The following is a 15651-nucleotide window of genomic DNA, read 5'->3' as shown; positions in this document are numbered from 1 at the left end:
TCATGGACCAAAAACGACTCACTCATCTGCGTCAGCTGGAGGCGGAGAGTATCCACATCATTCGCGAAGTGGCGGCGGAGTTCAGCAACCCGGTGATGATGTACTCAATCGGTAAAGACTCCTCAGTGATGCTGCACCTGGCGCGTAAAGCCTTTTATCCTGGCACGCTGCCGTTCCCGCTGCTGCATGTGGACACCGGCTGGAAATTCCGCGAAATGTACGAATTTCGCGATCGCACCGTCAAAGCGATGGGCGCGGAGCTGCTGGTTCACCGCAACCCGGAAGGGGTGGCGATGGGCATTAACCCGTTTGTGCACGGCAGCGCCAAACATACCGACATCATGAAAACCGAAGGGCTGAAGCAGGCGCTGAACAAATACGGTTTTGATGCTGCTTTCGGTGGCGCACGTCGTGATGAAGAGAAGTCGCGCGCTAAAGAGCGTATCTACTCGTTCCGTGACCGCTTCCATCGCTGGGACCCTAAAAACCAGCGTCCGGAGCTGTGGCACAACTACAACGGCCAGATCAACAAGGGCGAAAGCATCCGCGTTTTCCCGCTGTCGAACTGGACTGAACTGGATATCTGGCAGTACATCTTCCTGGAAAACATTGAGATCGTGCCGCTTTACCTCGCCGCACCGCGTCCGGTACTGGAACGCGATGGCATGCTGATGATGATCGATGACGATCGTATCAACCTGCAGCCGGGTGAAGTGATCAAACAGCGCATGGTGCGTTTCCGTACTCTCGGCTGCTGGCCGCTGACCGGCGCGGTGGAATCTGAGGCGCAGACGCTGCCGGAGATCATTGAAGAGATGCTGGTCTCCACCACCAGTGAGCGTCAGGGTCGGGTGATCGACCGCGATCAGTCCGGTTCGATGGAACTGAAAAAACGTCAGGGTTATTTCTAAGGAGACGCCAGATGAATACCGTAATTGCACAACAGATTGCCGACCAGGGCGGCGTTGAAGCCTGGCTGACCGCACAACAACACAAGAGCCTGCTGCGTTTTCTCACCTGCGGCAGCGTCGATGATGGCAAAAGTACCCTGATTGGACGCCTGCTGCATGACACCCGTCAGATCTATGAAGATCAGCTCTCTTCGCTGCATAACGACAGTAAGCGTCACGGCACCCAGGGCGAAAAGCTCGATCTGGCGCTGCTGGTAGACGGTCTGCAGGCGGAGCGGGAACAGGGCATCACCATTGATGTGGCCTATCGCTATTTCTCTACCGAAAAGCGCAAGTTTATCATTGCCGATACTCCGGGCCACGAGCAGTACACCCGTAACATGGCGACCGGCGCGTCAACCTGCGATCTGGCGATCCTGCTGATTGATGCGCGTAAAGGGGTGCTGGATCAGACCCGTCGTCACAGCTTTATCTCGACGCTGCTGGGCATCAAACACCTGGTGGTGGCGATCAACAAGATGGACCTGGTGGATTACAAACAGGATATCTTCGAGCAAATCAAACAGGATTACCTCGATTTTGCTGCCCAGCTGCCGGAAGATCTCGATATTCGCTTTGTGCCGATGTCGGCGCTGGAAGGGGATAACGTGGCGTCAGCCAGCCAGACTATGCCATGGTACAGCGGCCCGACGTTGCTTGACGTGCTGGAGACGGTTGAACTGAAGCGGGTGGTGGATCATCAGCCGATGCGTTTCCCGGTCCAGTACGTTAACCGTCCGAACCTCGATTTCCGTGGCTATGCCGGTACGCTGGCGTCGGGCAGCGTGCAGGTTGGACAGCGGGTCAAAGTGCTGCCATCTGGTGTCGAATCCAGCATTGCCCGCATTGTGACCTTTGATGGCGATCTGCAGGAAGCCGGGGCCGGTGAAGCGATTACGCTGGTGCTGCAGGATGAGATTGATATCAGCCGTGGCGATCTGCTGGTGGATGCCAGCGCTGAGCTGAGTGCCGTCCAGTCCGCCAGCGTGGATGTGGTCTGGATGGCAGAGCAGCCGTTGCAGGCTGGCCAGAGCTACGACGTGAAAATCGCCGGCAAAAAAGCGCGTGGCCGGGTTGAGAAAGTGCTGCATCAGGTGGAGATCAACTCGCTGGAAACGCGCCATGTCGATTCGCTGCCGCTCAACGGCATTGGCCTGATTGAGATGACCTTTGATGAGCCGATGGTGCTCGACAGCTATCAACAGAACCCGGTGACCGGCGGCATGATCTTTATCGATCGCCTGAGCAACGTCACCGTGGGTGCCGGCATGATCCATCAGCCGAAACAGGATGCGCCGACCCATCAGGGACAGTTCAGCGCCTTCGAGCTGGAACTGAATGCGCTGGTGCGCCGTCATTTCCCACACTGGAACGCGCGCGATCTGCTGGGCGGTCAATAATGGCCGGCCACGATGATAATGTGGTGTGGCATGACCATCCGGTGACCCGCGCCGCACGTGAACAGCAGCATGGCCATCAGGGCGTGGTGCTGTGGTTTACCGGGCTGTCTGGCTCGGGAAAATCAACCGTGGCGGGCGCGCTGGAGCAGGCGCTGCATCGCATTGGCGTCAGCACCTACCTGCTGGATGGCGACAATGTGCGTCACGGGCTGTGCCGCGATCTCGGCTTCAGCGATGACGATCGCAAAGAGAACATTCGTCGGGTCGGCGAAGTGGCGAAACTGATGGTGGACGCCGGACTGGTGGTGCTGACCGCCTTTATTTCGCCGCACCGCGCTGAGCGTCAGATGGTGCGCGATCTGCTGGAACCGGGCCAGTTTATTGAGGTGTTTGTCGATACGCCGCTGGCGGTATGCGAAGCGCGCGATCCCAAGGGACTCTATCGCAAAGCACGCGCTGGTGAACTGCGTAATTTCACCGGTATCGATAGCGTATACGAGGCGCCAGAAAGCCCGGATATCCAGCTTGAGGGCGAACAATTGGTTACAAAACTTGCCGCCCAATTGTTAGACCTGCTGCGTGACCGCGATATCATCAGATCCTGAACAGACAGCGGCAAATCGAAGCTGATTTGCCGCCTTCGCGTCAACAGGACCCCTATGCAAAACATTACCCCCATGCTGGCTCGCAAAGATGAACGCACCCGGGATGAGCCGCACTCATCACTGCCGGGCGGCATCATCGGCTTTGTTGCTTACTGGTGCGCCCTGGCCATACCGTTCCTGTTGTACGGCTCTAACACCTTGTTTTTCTTTCTCTACACCTGGCCGTTCTTCCTTGCGCTGCTGCCGGTATCGGTGCTGATGGGTATCGCGCTTAACACCTTACTGCGTGGACAACTGCTGTGGACCACACTCGCCACGGTGATTCTGGTGATTTGCCTGTTCTGGTTAATGTTCGCCTTTCTCTCCGGCTGGTAACCGCCATTGCCGCCACGCTGATGTGCAAACGCATCGGCAGGTTACAAAACTTTTCCCGCCTGGTTTACCCCACTGATTCATATTTTGCGCAGACGCGCAGCAAAGCGCGCCATTTTCGCCGCTGGTGTGGAGTCCTGCGCAAAGTTATGGGATGATTGGGCCGTTTTTAGGGGGCGGGATGGGAAAACTGACGTTACTGCTATTGGTGCTGCTTGGCTGGCTGCAATATTCATTGTGGCTGGGAAAAAATGGCATCCATGACTATACGCGCGTCAACGATGACGTCGCGGTGCAACAGGCGAATAACGCCAAACTTAAATCGCGTAACGATCAACTGTTTGCCGAAATTGACGATCTCAATGGCGGCTCTGAAGCGATCGAGGAACGCGCACGCAATGAATTGGGCATGATTAGGCCTGGTGAAACCTTCTATCGCCTGGTGCCTGACCAGAACAAACGCAACGCGCAACAAGCAGCGCTTAACCAACAACGATAAAACATGAACAATCTGTCCTCCCTTGCGGATGTGATTGCCGTGGTGCCCGCTGCCGGGATCGGCAGCCGGATGCAGGCAACCTGTCCTAAACAGTATCTGACGATTGGTCAGCACACCCTTCTGGAACACAGCATTGCACGCCTGTTTTCCCATCCCGCTATCAAACTGGTGATTGTCGCCCTGAGTCCCGATGACCAGCATTTTGCCGCGTTGCCGCTGGCACGCGATCCGCGTGTGGTGCGGGTCATCGGCGGAGAGACGCGCGCTGAATCGGTACTGGCCGGACTGCAGGCAGCGAAAGGCTCCGCCTGGGTGCTGGTGCACGATGCGGCGCGCCCCTGCCTCCATCCGGACGATCTTCAGCGTCTGCTAAACGTGCGGCATCAGAGCCACGTTGGCGGGATTCTCGCTGCCCCGGTGCGCGACACCATGAAGCGGGGCGAGCCGGGCAAAGCGGCCATCGCCCATACCGTGGAGCGCGAGGATCTGTGGCACGCCTTAACCCCGCAATTTTTCCCGCATGCATTGCTCACCGCCTGCCTGACGCGCGCGCTGAATGAAGGCGCGACCATCACGGATGAGGCGTCGGCGCTGGAGTACTGCGGCTACCATCCGGAGCTGGTGAGCGGACGCAGCGATAACATCAAAGTCACCCGGCCAGAAGATCTGGCGCTGGCGGCTTTTTATCTGAGTCAGATTCAATTAAAGGAGAGCGCATGATGCGTATCGGTCACGGTTTTGACGTTCACGCCTTCGGTGGCGAGGGTCCGCTGGTGATTGGCGGCGTGCGAATCCCGTTTGAACACGGTTTTATCGCCCATTCTGATGGCGACGTGGCGCTGCATGCGCTGACTGACGCGCTGTTAGGCGCGGTGGCAATGGGTGATATCGGGAAGCTGTTCCCGGATACCGATCCCGCCTTCAAAGGCGCAGACAGCCGCGGCCTGCTGCGTGAAGCCTGGCGACGTATTGAAGCCAAAGGCTACCGCATCGGCAACGTCGATGTCACCCTGATTGCCCAGGCGCCGAAAATGCTGCCACACGTGCCGCAAATGCGCATCAATATCGCTGAAGATCTCGGCTGCCATATGGATGCGGTCAACGTAAAAGCCACTACCACCGAAAAGCTTGGTTTTACCGGTCGTGGCGAAGGGATCGCCTGTGAGGCGGTGGCCCTGCTGCTCAAAGCCGACAGCCAGTGATGCTGCATTATCTGCACGGTGCGCCTGCTGTTACCGGCGTAATCAAAGCTAAGCCAGAAGATTTTGTGGTGGTTGAGGATCTCGGCTATGGCGCGGATGGGGAAGGCGAGCATCTGCTGGTGCGCATCCGCAAAGTGGGTGCCAATACCCGCTTTGTCGCTGAAGCGCTGGCCAAATACCTCGGCATTCACCCGCGTGATATGAGCTACGCCGGCATGAAAGATCGGCATGCGGTTACCGAGCAGACGCTCTGTTTTCGCCTGCCGGGCAATGCGATGCCGGATCTGCGCGGTTTTGCACTGGAAGGGGTAGAGATTCTGCAGGCGGTGCGCCACAAGCGTAAGCTGCGCATCGGTGCGCTGGCGGGCAATGCTTTCCGTCTGGTCATTCGCCAGATCAGCGATCGGCAGGCGGCGGAAGCCCGGCTGGCGCAGATACGCGATGCTGGCGTGCCGAACTATTTTGGCGAGCAGCGTTTTGGCCGCAACGGCAACAATCTGATCATGGCGGAGAAGTGGGCGCGCAATGAGATTATGGTGCGCGACCGGAATAAGCGCAGCCTGCTGCTGTCATCTGCGCGCAGTGCACTGTTTAATCAGGTCACCAGCGCGCGCCTGCAACAGCAGGGTAGTCTCAGCCAGGTGATGAACGGTGATGCGCTGCAGCTTACCGGTCGCGGCAGCTGGTTCGTCGCCCAGCCCGATGAACTTGTATCCTTACAAACACGCGTCGATCAGCACGAGCTGCGCATTACCGCTCCGTTGCCCGGCGATGGTGAAGCCGGGCCACAGGCCGATGCGCTGGCTTTTGAACAGCAGGCGCTGGCTGATGCCACCACCTTGCTGAGTCTGATGACGCGCGAACGTGTCGATGCCGCCCGCCGGGCGATGCTGGTGGTGCCGCGGGATTTGCACTGGAACTGGTGTGATGAGGCGACGCTGGAACTGGCTTTCTGGCTGCCTGCGGGTAGCTTTGCCACCAGCGTGGTGAGAGAACTGCTCACCCACGCCGATGCGCTTGATAATATTGACGAGTAATCCCTGCTGCAACATTACCCCGATTGTGGGTATTGTTGCGGCAAACCCCCGCAGTAGTATGATTTACGCCTACCACTTCGTTGCGTGCCTCGCTAGAATGCAAAAATCGCTGTCCGGTCTTCACCTGTTGCCATGCAGTTCAAACGGGTCCAGTCACGGCGACCAGTCGAATAAAAAAAGGTCAGAACAAAATGCGGATATTGCTCAGCAACGATGACGGCATTCATGCGCCAGGTATTCAAACGCTGGCGAAAGCCCTGCGGCACTTTGCTGACGTGCAGGTCGTCGCGCCCGATCGTAACCGAAGCGGTGCCTCGAACTCCTTAACCCTGGAAACGCCGCTGCGCACCTTTACTCATGAGAATGGCGATATTGCGGTGCAGATGGGCACCCCGACAGATTGCGTCTATCTGGGCGTCAACGCGCTGATGCAGCCGCGTCCCGACATCGTGGTATCCGGTATCAACGCCGGTCCTAACCTGGGCGATGATGTGATCTACTCCGGCACGGTGGCGGCGGCGATGGAAGGGCGTCATCTTGGCTTACCCGCCGTCGCGGTATCGCTTAATGGCCACCAGCACTATGCCACTGCGGCAGCGGTCACCTGCGCTATCCTTAAGGCCCTGACTCAGCAACCGCTGCGCACTGGCCGCATTCTTAACATCAACGTGCCGGATCTGCCGCTGGCCGAGCTGAAGGGCATCCGCGTTACGCGTTGTGGTAGCCGGCATCCTGCCGATCAGGTGATCGCCCAGCAGGATCCGCGCGGCAATACGCTTTACTGGATTGGCCCGCCGGGTGAGAAACTGGATGCAGGCCCGGATACCGACTTTGCCGCGGTTGATCAGGGCTATGTTTCGATCACGGCTCTGCATGTCGATTTGACCGCGCACAGCGCGCAGGATGTGCTGAATGACTGGCTGGCTAAAGCTGAGGTGAATCTGGCATGGTGAATCGGCGTATTGAGACATTGCTGTCACAGCTGCGTCAGCAGGGGATTGATGATGAAAACCTGCTGAAAGCCATCAGCGATGTGCCACGTGAACGTTTTATCGACGAGGCTTTTGAACACAAGGCCTGGGATAATGTGGCTCTGCCGATCGGCTCCGGCCAGACCATCTCGCAACCTTATATGGTGGCGCGAATGACGGCGCTGCTGGCGCTGAATCCGCATTCACGGGTGCTGGAAATCGGCACCGGTTCCGGCTATCAGACCGCGATTCTTGCCCATCTGGTGGATCATGTGTATTCGGTTGAGCGCATCAAAGGGTTGCAGTGGCAGGCCAAGCGCCGACTGAAGCAGCTCGATCTGCATAATGTCTCGACCCGACATGGCGATGGCTGGCAGGGCTGGCCGTCACGCGGGCCGTTCGACGCCATCATCGTCACCGCCGCCCCGCCTGAAATTCCGATTGCGCTGATAGCGCAACTGGCAGAAGGCGGCATTATGGTGCTGCCAGTTGGTGAAGACCAGCAGGTGCTGAAACGTCTGCGTCGTCAGGGCGAAGAAATTATTGAAGAGACGATTGAGCCGGTGCGGTTTGTGCCGCTGGTTCAGGGCGATCTCGCCTGACCCGCTTCGTATTTCTTCACAACTGTTTCATGGCACCACGTACTTGATATTGTTACTATCCATTTTAATCAACGAAAACGCATATTTTATCGCGCCGTGCAGAGTATTCTGCTGGCAAGTACAGTGAAACAGGTACATCAGGGTTGCCATCACGGGGGATCAATGAGCACGGGAAGCACAATTTTTCAGTTACGCCGTCTGGCGGCGCTTTCACTGGTAGGTTTTTGGCTGGCAGGCTGTAGCTCCAGCGACAACACACAAGCACCCATTAGCCGCGTTGGTGATGGTGGCGGCATGAACAGCAGCCAGAGTGGCGCGGCAAGCGCCTCAGGCGGTGTTCCCACTATGCCGGGGCAGGGAGGAATGTTAAGCGGAAATGCAGCATCTGCGCCCAGCAGTGGTGGAATGATTAGTACCAATAATAATGTTGAGACGCAAAACGGCCGAATTGTGTACAACCGCAGTTATCAGAATATTCCTAAAGGTAGCTACTCCGGTGAAACATATACCGTAAAACGCGGCGACACGTTGTTTTACATCGCCTGGATTACCGGCAACGATTTCCGTGATTTAGCCCAGCGTAACAACGTTCCTGCGCCTTACAGCCTGAATGTCGGGCAAACTTTGCAGATCGGCAACGGTTCCGGCCAGCCGATTACCGGTGGCAATGCCATTACCGTTGCTGATGCAACGCAGGGCGGCGTCCCGACCGCGCCACAAATTAAATCTGCCGCTGTTGCACAGCAACCTGTTATTACGTATTCTGATGATTCGGGTAGTTCGGGCGGCAGTAAACTGCTGCCTTCGAAAGGAGCAAATGTTGCATCGACAACAGCTCCAGTGGTTACCGCACCGCCAACGGTCAGCAGCACAACCAATAGCTCTACGCCGGTAGGAAGCTGGCGTTGGCCGACCGATGGTAAGATTATCGATAACTTCTCTGCCGCCGAAGGGGGCAACAAGGGTATCGATATCGCCGGAACGCGCGGACAGTCTGTCGTCGCCACCGCTTCAGGAAGGGTGGTTTACGCAGGTAACGCACTCCGGGGTTACGGTAATCTGATCATCATTAAACACAATGATGATTATCTGAGTGCTTACGCCCATAACGATACAATGCTGGTCCGGGAACAACAGGAAGTTAAGGCGGGGCAGAAGATCGCGACCATGGGTAGCACCGGAACCAGTTCAGTAAGATTACACTTTGAAATTCGTTACAAGGGGAAATCCGTAAACCCGTTGCGTTATTTACCGCAGCGATAATCCGGCAGAACGCACCTTTTGATGTTCTGCCCTGGAATCACGGGTAGGAGCCGCTTATGAGCCAGAATACGCTGAAAGTAAACGAGTTACATGAGAACGCGGAATTCGAGGAGAATGGAGCTGAGGTTTTTGATGAGAAGGCTCTCGTCGAAAACGAACCTGGTGATAACGACGTAGCGGAAGAAGAGTTGTTGTCCCAGGGTGCGACGCAGCGTGTATTAGATGCGACGCAGCTCTATCTCGGGGAGATTGGCTATTCTCCGTTGTTAACGGCCGAGGAAGAAGTGCTGTTTGCTCGCCGTGCATTGCGAGGTGACATTCCTTCCCGCCGCCGCATGATCGAAAGTAACTTACGCCTGGTAGTGAAGATTGCCCGTCGTTACAGCAATCGTGGTTTAGCCCTGCTGGACCTGATTGAAGAAGGTAACCTCGGCCTGATTCGTGCCGTTGAGAAGTTTGACCCGGAGCGCGGGTTCCGTTTCTCAACTTATGCTACCTGGTGGATTCGTCAGACTATTGAACGGGCGATCATGAATCAAACCCGTACCATTCGTCTGCCGATTCATATTGTTAAAGAACTGAATGTTTATCTGCGTACTGCGCGTGAACTCTCCCACAAGCTTGACCATGAGCCAAGCGCGGAAGAGATCGCAGAGCAGCTGGATAAACCGGTTGATGACGTAAGCCGTATGTTGCGTCTCAACGAACGCATTACGTCAGTCGATACGCCGTTAGGCGGTGATTCTGAAAAAGCGCTGCTGGATATTCTGGCCGATGAGAAAGACAACGGTCCGGAAGACACCACGCAAGACGATGACATGAAACAAAGCATCGTCAAATGGCTGTTCGAACTGAACGCCAAGCAGCGTGAAGTGCTGGCACGTCGTTTTGGCCTGTTAGGCTATGAAGCGGCAACGCTTGAAGATGTGGGCCGTGAAATCGGTTTAACCCGTGAGCGTGTCCGTCAGATTCAGGTTGAAGGTTTGCGTCGTCTGCGCGAAATCCTGCAGGCGCAGGGCCTCAACATCGAAGCACTTTTTCGGGAATAATCGCGTCGTGAGTCTCTGATTCAGGTGTGAATCTAAAAAGCGGTGGTGAAAACCACCGCTTTTTTTATGCCTGCAGAAAGGTGATTTGCCGGGTGAAAGGTGATTTGCATTCAGGGAGCTGATTTGCGTGCAGATAGGTGATTTGTTCACAGAGAACTGATTGACCTGCAGAAAAATGTTTTGCCAGTCGATAAGCGATTTGTGTTCAGATAACTGATTCTGCGGCAGAAAATCGATCTGCGCGCAGAGAACTGATTTGCCTGCAGGCAACGGACTTCCATTTAAAATAATAGTTGCCCGCAGATAAGCGACTCACCCGCAGAAGAAGTGCTCAGCGCCTTACCCTGGCGCGCCTGCAAAGCCTGCGCGCATCGGGCTTCAGCCCGATGCGCGCAGTTATTACACCAGTGACTTTAGACGATAGATCCAGTCCAGCGCCTGACGTGGGGTCAGGGTATCCGGGTCCAGCGCTTCAAGGGCTTCCACCGCCGGCGAGGTCTCTTCAACCAGCAGCGGCAGTTGCGAACCATCCACCGTCGATGAGGCGGTATGGTTTGAAACCGTCTCCAGCTCCTTCAGCTTGTTACGCGCCCGCTTGATCACTTCCTTCGGTACGCCCGCCAGTGCGGCGACAGCAAGACCATAACTCTTACTGGCCGCGCCATCCTGCACGCTGTGCATAAAGGCGATGGTGTCACCGTGCTCCACCGCATCAAGATGCACATTGACCACACCTTCCATTTTTTCCGGCAGGGTGGTCAGCTCAAAGTAGTGCGTTGCGAACAGCGTCATCGCCTTGATGCGGTTTGCCAGATTTTCGGCACAGGCCCAGGCCAGCGACAACCCGTCGTAGGTTGAAGTACCGCGGCCAATCTCATCCATCAGCACCAGGCTGTTTTCAGTGGCGTTATGCAGAATGTTGGCCGTTTCGGTCATCTCTACCATAAAGGTCGAGCGGCCGGACGCCAGATCGTCAGCCGCGCCGACACGGGTGAAGATACGGTCAAGCGGCCCAATCAGCGTCTCATCAGCTGGCACAAAGCTGCCGATCCAGGCCATCAGTGCAATCAGCGCGGTCTGCCGCATATAGGTACTTTTACCGCCCATATTGGGGCCGGTAATGATCAGCATCCGGCGCTGCGGTGCCAGCGAAAGCGGGTTAGCAATGAACGGCTCTTTCAGAACCTGTTCAACCACCGGATGGCGGCCGCCGCTGATTTTAATCCCCGGTTTGTCCTGCAACACCGGACGGCAATAGTTGAGTGACCAGGCGCGTTCCGCCAGGTTGCTCAGCACGTCCAGCTCTGCCAGCGCGGCGGCGCTAAGCTGCAACGCTTCCAGATGCGGCAGCAGCTGGTCAAACAGCGCCTCATACAGACTTTTTTCCAGCGCCAGCGCCTTGCCTTTCGAAGTGAGCACCTTGTCTTCGTACTCTTTCAGTTCCGGAATGATGTAGCGCTCGGCATTTTTCAGCGTCTGGCGGCGGACATAGTGCATCGGCACCTGATGGCTCTGACCGCGGCTGACCTGAATGTAGTAACCATGGACCGCATTGAAGCCGACCTTAAGGGTATCCAGCCCCAGCTTTTCGCGTTCGCGTATCTCCAGCTTGTCGAGATAATCGGTGGCACCGTCGGCGAGGGCGCGCCACTCATCCAGCTCGGCGTTGTAGCCGGGCGCGATTACCCCGCCGTCGCGGATCAACACCGGCGGCGACTCAATCACCGCCTGCTCCAGCAGTTCGCGTAAAGCGGTAAACTCGCCCATCTGGGTACGCAGCTGTTTTAACTGGGTCGACTCAACTTCCGCCAGCAGCTGATTCAGCTCAGGCAGCTGCTGGAACGCATGACGCATCCGCGCCAGATCGCGCGGACGCGCGGTACGCAATGCCAGACGCGCCAGGATACGCTCGAGGTCACCCACCTGGCGCAGCACCGGTTGCAGGGTTTCGCTGAGATTTTGCAGCTCGGCAATCGACTCCTGACGCTGATTGATGATGCGCGCATCGCGCAGCGGCATGTGCAGCCAGCGCTTCAGCATCCGGCTGCCCATTGGGGTGACGGTTTTATCCAGCACCGCCGCCAGGGTGTTGTCGGTACCGCCGGCCAGGTTCTGGGTGATCTCCAGGTTACGGCGGGTCGCCGCATCCATAATGATGCTGTCCTGCTGCCGTTCCATACTGAGGGAACGGATGTGGGGCAGGGTAGTGCGCTGGGTATCTTTAACATATTGCAGCAGACAGCCCGCCGCACTTAAGCCAAGATGCGCGTTTTCGACGCCAAAACCGTTCAGATCACGGGTGCCGAACTGCAGATTGAGCTGCTGACGTGCGGTATCGATCTCAAATTCCCACAGCGGACGACGACGCAGGCCACGACGCTGATCGATCAGCGACATCGCCTGAAAATCTTCCGGATAGAGCAGTTCGGCAGGATTAGTGCGCTGCAATTCTGCTGCCATGGTTTCCGCATCGCCCGGTTCACTCAGACGGAAACGGCCAGAACTGATGTCCAGCGTTGCGTAGCCAAAGCCGCGCGGGCTCTGAACAATCGCCGCCAGCAGGTTATCGTGACGCTCCTGCAGCAGTGCTTCGTCACTGATAGTGCCGGGCGTGACGATGCGTACCACTTTGCGTTCAACCGGCCCTTTGCTCAGGGCGGGATCGCCAATCTGCTCGCAGATGGCGACGGATTCGCCCAGCTGCACCAGCTTCGCCAGATAACTCTCAACGGCGTGATAGGGCACGCCAGCCATCGGAATCGGTTCGCCAGCCGAAGCGCCGCGTTTGGTGAGTGAAATCTCCAGCAACTGCGAGGCGCGTCTGGCGTCGTCATAAAACAGCTCGTAGAAATCGCCCATCCGGTAAAACAGCAAAATGTCAGGATGTTCCGCCTTGAGTCGCAGGTATTGCTGCATCATCGGCGTATGGGAAGGAAAATCCTTTTCGGTTGGCTCTTGCATAGGGTTTTAACTCATTTTTAAAGCGGTAAGATTCTGGCTGCCGACGTCGCTGAACCGAAGCGGCTCAGCGTCAGCGTGCAGGATAAGCAGATGATAACGAATAGGGCGGGGCATATACCAGTCTGATGCATCGCCGTTACCTTCAGCCGTTGTTGCCTGACCGGCACCCTATCAAACACCAGGCGCGGCTGGCGACTGAAAAAAACGGTTTTTCCGGCTGTTTAGCTGCGGCTGCGAGCCTGCTCGCGAATTCTGCTGCCTGAATCCTTATCCCGCCGGTCTCCTGTTCAGATCGCGGCTACTTAACGTTGCCCGCTTTGTAATGCCCAGACGGCTGCCTCCAGCCGGGATTTCAGGTTCATCTTTTTCAGCAGGTATTTGACGTGAACTTTGACCGTGCTTTCACTGATGCCCAGTTTGCGCGCAATGGCTTTATTGGTCATCCCAGCGCTGATCAGCTGCAGAATATCGCGCTCACGGCGGGTCAGCTGATTGATATCCCGGGCCGGGGCCGGGCGATCTTCCCGTAAGCGGGCCACCAGTATCGGGGTTAAGGTTTCGCTGAGGACAGTCTGCCCGGCCGCCGCTTGGTGCAGGGCTTTCAGCAGCGCTTCCGGCTCCATATCTTTCAGTAAATAACCGTCGGCACCGCGTTTTAAGGCGGTGACCACATCTTCCTCATCATCAGAAACGCTGAAAACCACTACCCGACCCGAGAGCGATATCTCGCGCAGCCGGCTCAGCGTATCCAGTCCGTTGAGGCCCGGCATATTCAGATCGAGCAGGATCAGGTCAGGATCGTGCTGCTGTGCCAGCGCCACCCCCTCTATGCCGTTGCCTGCTTCGGCCACCACTTCCAGCCTCTCATCCAGCGCGATCAGCTGTTTCAGCCCGTTACGCAGCATCGGATGGTCGTCGATAAGTAAGAGCGTAAACTTTTCTGTCGTCACATCTCTGCTCCTGCTCAGTGGATTCGCGCGTATCGCGAAGTGAAGTAAAGGCGGTATCTTACCGGGGAAGACGGGTGGCTATATACCCCTTATGGACTACTCCTTTATTTCCCACTGCCGGCGCGCTTGTGACAGGTTTTATGCAACTGTTTTAAAAACCACTGATTCACAAAGGTTATTTGCTGGCTGTTCATCTACTTAACCGGGATATCTGCGCGCCAGTGTCGCATAACTACCTGCTTTGCCGTTGATTTGTATCAAGCTGCTCATCAGGTCGGATGCGCAGGATATGCACAATTAATATCCTGTAGATGAGAACGCTATGACCCAACCTGTCCCTCTGCAAACCGACACCCGCCGCGCGGTAATCCAGGACTGGCAGCCTGAAAATGAGGCTTTCTGGCAGTCGCACGGCAAACGTATCGCCAGCCGTAACCTGTGGATTTCCGTCTTCTGTCTGCTGCTCGCCTTCTGCGTCTGGATGTTGTTCAGCGCCGTTGCGGTCAACCTGAATAAAGTTGGTTTCAGTTTCACTACCGATCAGTTGTTTCTGCTGACGGCACTGCCGTCGGTTTCCGGCGCGCTGCTGCGCGTTCCATACTCTTTCGTCATCCCGCTGGTTGGGGGACGTCGCTGGACCGCCTTTAGCACCGGCATCCTGATGATCCCTTGCCTGTGGCTCGGTTTCGCGGTGCAGGATAGCCAGACGCCGTTCAGCACCTTTGTGATTATTTCTCTGCTGTGCGGTTTTGCCGGGGCTAACTTCGCTTCCAGCATGGGCAACATCAGCTTCTTCTTTCCAAAAGCCCGTCAGGGCGGCGCGCTGGGCATCAATGGCGGCCTCGGTAACCTCGGTGTCAGCGTGATGCAGTTTGTCGCGCCGCTGGCGATCTCCTGTGCCATCTTCGGTTTTTCGGATGCGGGTCAGACTACCGTTAATGGCGAAGCGATCTGGCTGGAAAACGCCGCCTGGATCTGGCTGCCGTTGCTGGCGGTCGCCACGCTGGCCGCCTGGCTGGGAATGAACGACCTGGCGGCGGCGAAATCTTCGCTGCGTGAGCAATTGCCGGTACTGAAACGGCCACACCTGTGGGTGATGGCGCTGCTCTATCTGGCGACGTTCGGATCATTTATCGGATTTTCTGCCGGTTTCGCCATGCTGACCAAAACGCAGTTCCCGGACGTAGTGATTCTGCACTACGCCTTTTTTGGTCCGTTTATTGGCGCGCTGGCCCGCTCAGCGGGCGGCATCATTTCTGACCGTTTCGGCGGTACCCGCGTCACGCTGATCAACTACGTGCTGATGGCGCTGTTTGCCGCACTGCTGTTTTTCACCTTACCGGGCGCTGACGGCCACGGCTCGTTTATCGCTTTCTTCGCCATCTTTATGGGGCTGTTCTTCACTGCCGGACTGGGCAGCGGCTCAACCTATCAGATGATTGCGGTGATTTTCCGCAAGCTCACTCTGGAACGCATTAAAGCCGAAGGCGGCGACGATGCGCTGGCGCTGCGTGAAGCCGGGACTGAAACCTCCGCCGCGCTGGGCTTTATCTCCGCGATTGGCGCGCTGGGCGGCTTCTTTATTCCGCAGACCTTTGGCCTCTCGCTCTCTATGACCGGCTCGCCAGCCGGCGCGATGAAAATTTTCCTGGTGTTTTACCTCTGCTGTATCGCCATTACCTGGCTGGTTTATGGACGCAAGTCCCGCGCCTGATAACAACAATGCCGGCGTGGCGCGCCGGCCATTATTCACTTTCTGCGTCCTCACCGACGCAGAGTTAGCAATGTCA

The 15651-nt window shown here is 56.8% G+C and carries 15 protein-coding genes; 13 read left to right on the top strand and 2 right to left on the bottom strand.

Annotation, left to right across the window (positions count from 1 at the left end):
- The first annotated feature begins 2 nt into the window (after positions 1-2).
- The 12 genes from cysD to rpoS all read left to right on the top strand — a co-directional run bounded on the left by cysD (position 3) and on the right by rpoS (position 9950).
- Positions 3-911 carry a sulfate adenylyltransferase subunit CysD gene (cysD, locus tag FHW04_RS11960; RefSeq protein WP_031374746.1) on the top strand — a complete coding sequence of 303 codons (909 nt, stop codon included), beginning with the start codon at positions 3-5 and terminating at the stop codon, positions 909-911.
- 11 nt (positions 912-922) lie between these two features.
- Complete coding sequence (gene cysN / locus FHW04_RS11955; protein WP_031374747.1) at positions 923-2350, top strand: sulfate adenylyltransferase subunit CysN; 1428 nt, start codon at positions 923-925, stop codon at positions 2348-2350.
- Positions 2350-2955 (top strand): adenylyl-sulfate kinase, encoded by a 606-nt coding sequence (cysC, locus tag FHW04_RS11950; RefSeq protein WP_031374748.1) that lies wholly within the window; start codon positions 2350-2352, stop codon positions 2953-2955. Before cysN ends, cysC begins: the two co-directional genes overlap by 1 nt.
- A gap of 54 nt (positions 2956-3009) precedes the next feature.
- On the top strand, positions 3010-3330 hold the full coding sequence (locus tag FHW04_RS11945; protein ID WP_089561191.1) for a DUF3561 family protein: 321 nt from the start codon (positions 3010-3012) through the stop codon (positions 3328-3330).
- Between the two features lie 178 nt (positions 3331-3508).
- On the top strand, positions 3509-3826 hold the full coding sequence (gene ftsB / locus FHW04_RS11940; protein ID WP_031374750.1) for a cell division protein FtsB: 318 nt from the start codon (positions 3509-3511) through the stop codon (positions 3824-3826).
- A 3-nt stretch (positions 3827-3829) separates the two neighbouring features.
- Entirely contained in the window at positions 3830-4546 is a 717-nt protein-coding gene (gene ispD, locus FHW04_RS11935; RefSeq protein ID WP_069728897.1) for a 2-C-methyl-D-erythritol 4-phosphate cytidylyltransferase, read from the top strand.
- The gene (ispF, locus tag FHW04_RS11930) at positions 4546-5028 is read left to right on the top strand and encodes a 2-C-methyl-D-erythritol 2,4-cyclodiphosphate synthase (RefSeq protein WP_031374752.1); all 483 of its coding nucleotides are present in this window, start codon (positions 4546-4548) and stop codon (positions 5026-5028) included. Before ispD ends, ispF begins: the two co-directional genes overlap by 1 nt.
- Positions 5025-6065, top strand: a complete 1041-nt coding sequence (gene truD / locus FHW04_RS11925) for a tRNA pseudouridine(13) synthase TruD (protein WP_094106380.1) — start codon at positions 5025-5027, stop codon at positions 6063-6065. Before ispF ends, truD begins: the two co-directional genes overlap by 4 nt.
- A 191-nt stretch (positions 6066-6256) precedes the next feature.
- Complete coding sequence (gene surE, locus FHW04_RS11920) at positions 6257-7018, top strand: 5'/3'-nucleotidase SurE (RefSeq protein WP_031374754.1); 762 nt, start codon at positions 6257-6259, stop codon at positions 7016-7018.
- Positions 7012-7638, top strand: coding sequence for a protein-L-isoaspartate(D-aspartate) O-methyltransferase (locus tag FHW04_RS11915; protein ID WP_031374755.1), 627 nt, complete (start codon positions 7012-7014; stop codon positions 7636-7638). Before surE ends, FHW04_RS11915 begins: the two co-directional genes overlap by 7 nt.
- Positions 7639-7800: 162 nt before the next feature.
- Positions 7801-8901 (top strand): murein hydrolase activator NlpD, encoded by a 1101-nt coding sequence (gene nlpD / locus FHW04_RS11910; RefSeq protein WP_031374756.1) that lies wholly within the window; start codon positions 7801-7803, stop codon positions 8899-8901.
- Between the two features lie 56 nt (positions 8902-8957).
- The gene (rpoS, locus tag FHW04_RS11905; protein WP_031374757.1) at positions 8958-9950 is read left to right on the top strand and encodes an RNA polymerase sigma factor RpoS; all 993 of its coding nucleotides are present in this window, start codon (positions 8958-8960) and stop codon (positions 9948-9950) included.
- 399 nt (positions 9951-10349) lie between these two features.
- Here rpoS and mutS read toward each other — a convergent pair whose 3' ends face one another.
- Positions 10350-12911, bottom strand: coding sequence for a DNA mismatch repair protein MutS (gene mutS, locus FHW04_RS11900; RefSeq protein WP_046289601.1), 2562 nt, complete (start codon positions 12909-12911; stop codon positions 10350-10352).
- Between the two features lie 302 nt (positions 12912-13213).
- Positions 13214-13861, bottom strand: a complete 648-nt coding sequence (gene narL, locus FHW04_RS11895; protein WP_031374758.1) for a two-component system response regulator NarL — start codon at positions 13859-13861, stop codon at positions 13214-13216.
- Between the two features lie 322 nt (positions 13862-14183).
- Between narL and FHW04_RS11890 the strand changes: the two genes are divergently transcribed.
- The gene (locus tag FHW04_RS11890; RefSeq protein WP_046289603.1) at positions 14184-15575 is read left to right on the top strand and encodes a NarK family nitrate/nitrite MFS transporter; all 1392 of its coding nucleotides are present in this window, start codon (positions 14184-14186) and stop codon (positions 15573-15575) included.
- Positions 15576-15651: the final 76 nt, after the last annotated feature.

The sequence above is a fragment of the Pantoea sp. AN62 genome (assembly GCF_050432985.1).
In the GTDB taxonomy this organism is placed as follows: domain Bacteria; phylum Pseudomonadota; class Gammaproteobacteria; order Enterobacterales; family Enterobacteriaceae; genus Pantoea; species Pantoea brenneri.
This window is presented reverse-complemented; position numbering and strand designations above follow the sequence as displayed.

Excerpts from the sequence above, each read along its gene's own strand:
- mutS (WP_046289601.1), bottom strand. The coding sequence starts at position 12,911 with ATGCAAGAGCCAACCGAAAAGGATTTTCCTTCCCATACGCCGATGATG.
- rpoS (WP_031374757.1), top strand. The coding sequence starts at position 8,958 with ATGAGCCAGAATACGCTGAAAGTAAACGAGTTACATGAGAACGCGGAA.
- nlpD (WP_031374756.1), top strand. The coding sequence starts at position 7,801 with ATGAGCACGGGAAGCACAATTTTTCAGTTACGCCGTCTGGCGGCGCTT.
- cysN (WP_031374747.1), top strand. The coding sequence starts at position 923 with ATGAATACCGTAATTGCACAACAGATTGCCGACCAGGGCGGCGTTGAA.
- ftsB (WP_031374750.1), top strand. The coding sequence starts at position 3,509 with ATGGGAAAACTGACGTTACTGCTATTGGTGCTGCTTGGCTGGCTGCAA.
- FHW04_RS11945 (WP_089561191.1), top strand. The coding sequence starts at position 3,010 with ATGCAAAACATTACCCCCATGCTGGCTCGCAAAGATGAACGCACCCGG.
- surE (WP_031374754.1), top strand. The coding sequence starts at position 6,257 with ATGCGGATATTGCTCAGCAACGATGACGGCATTCATGCGCCAGGTATT.
- cysD (WP_031374746.1), top strand. The coding sequence starts at position 3 with ATGGACCAAAAACGACTCACTCATCTGCGTCAGCTGGAGGCGGAGAGT.
- FHW04_RS11890 (WP_046289603.1), top strand. The coding sequence starts at position 14,184 with ATGACCCAACCTGTCCCTCTGCAAACCGACACCCGCCGCGCGGTAATC.
- ispF (WP_031374752.1), top strand. The coding sequence starts at position 4,546 with ATGCGTATCGGTCACGGTTTTGACGTTCACGCCTTCGGTGGCGAGGGT.
- cysC (WP_031374748.1), top strand. The coding sequence starts at position 2,350 with ATGGCCGGCCACGATGATAATGTGGTGTGGCATGACCATCCGGTGACC.
- ispD (WP_069728897.1), top strand. The coding sequence starts at position 3,830 with ATGAACAATCTGTCCTCCCTTGCGGATGTGATTGCCGTGGTGCCCGCT.
- FHW04_RS11915 (WP_031374755.1), top strand. The coding sequence starts at position 7,012 with ATGGTGAATCGGCGTATTGAGACATTGCTGTCACAGCTGCGTCAGCAG.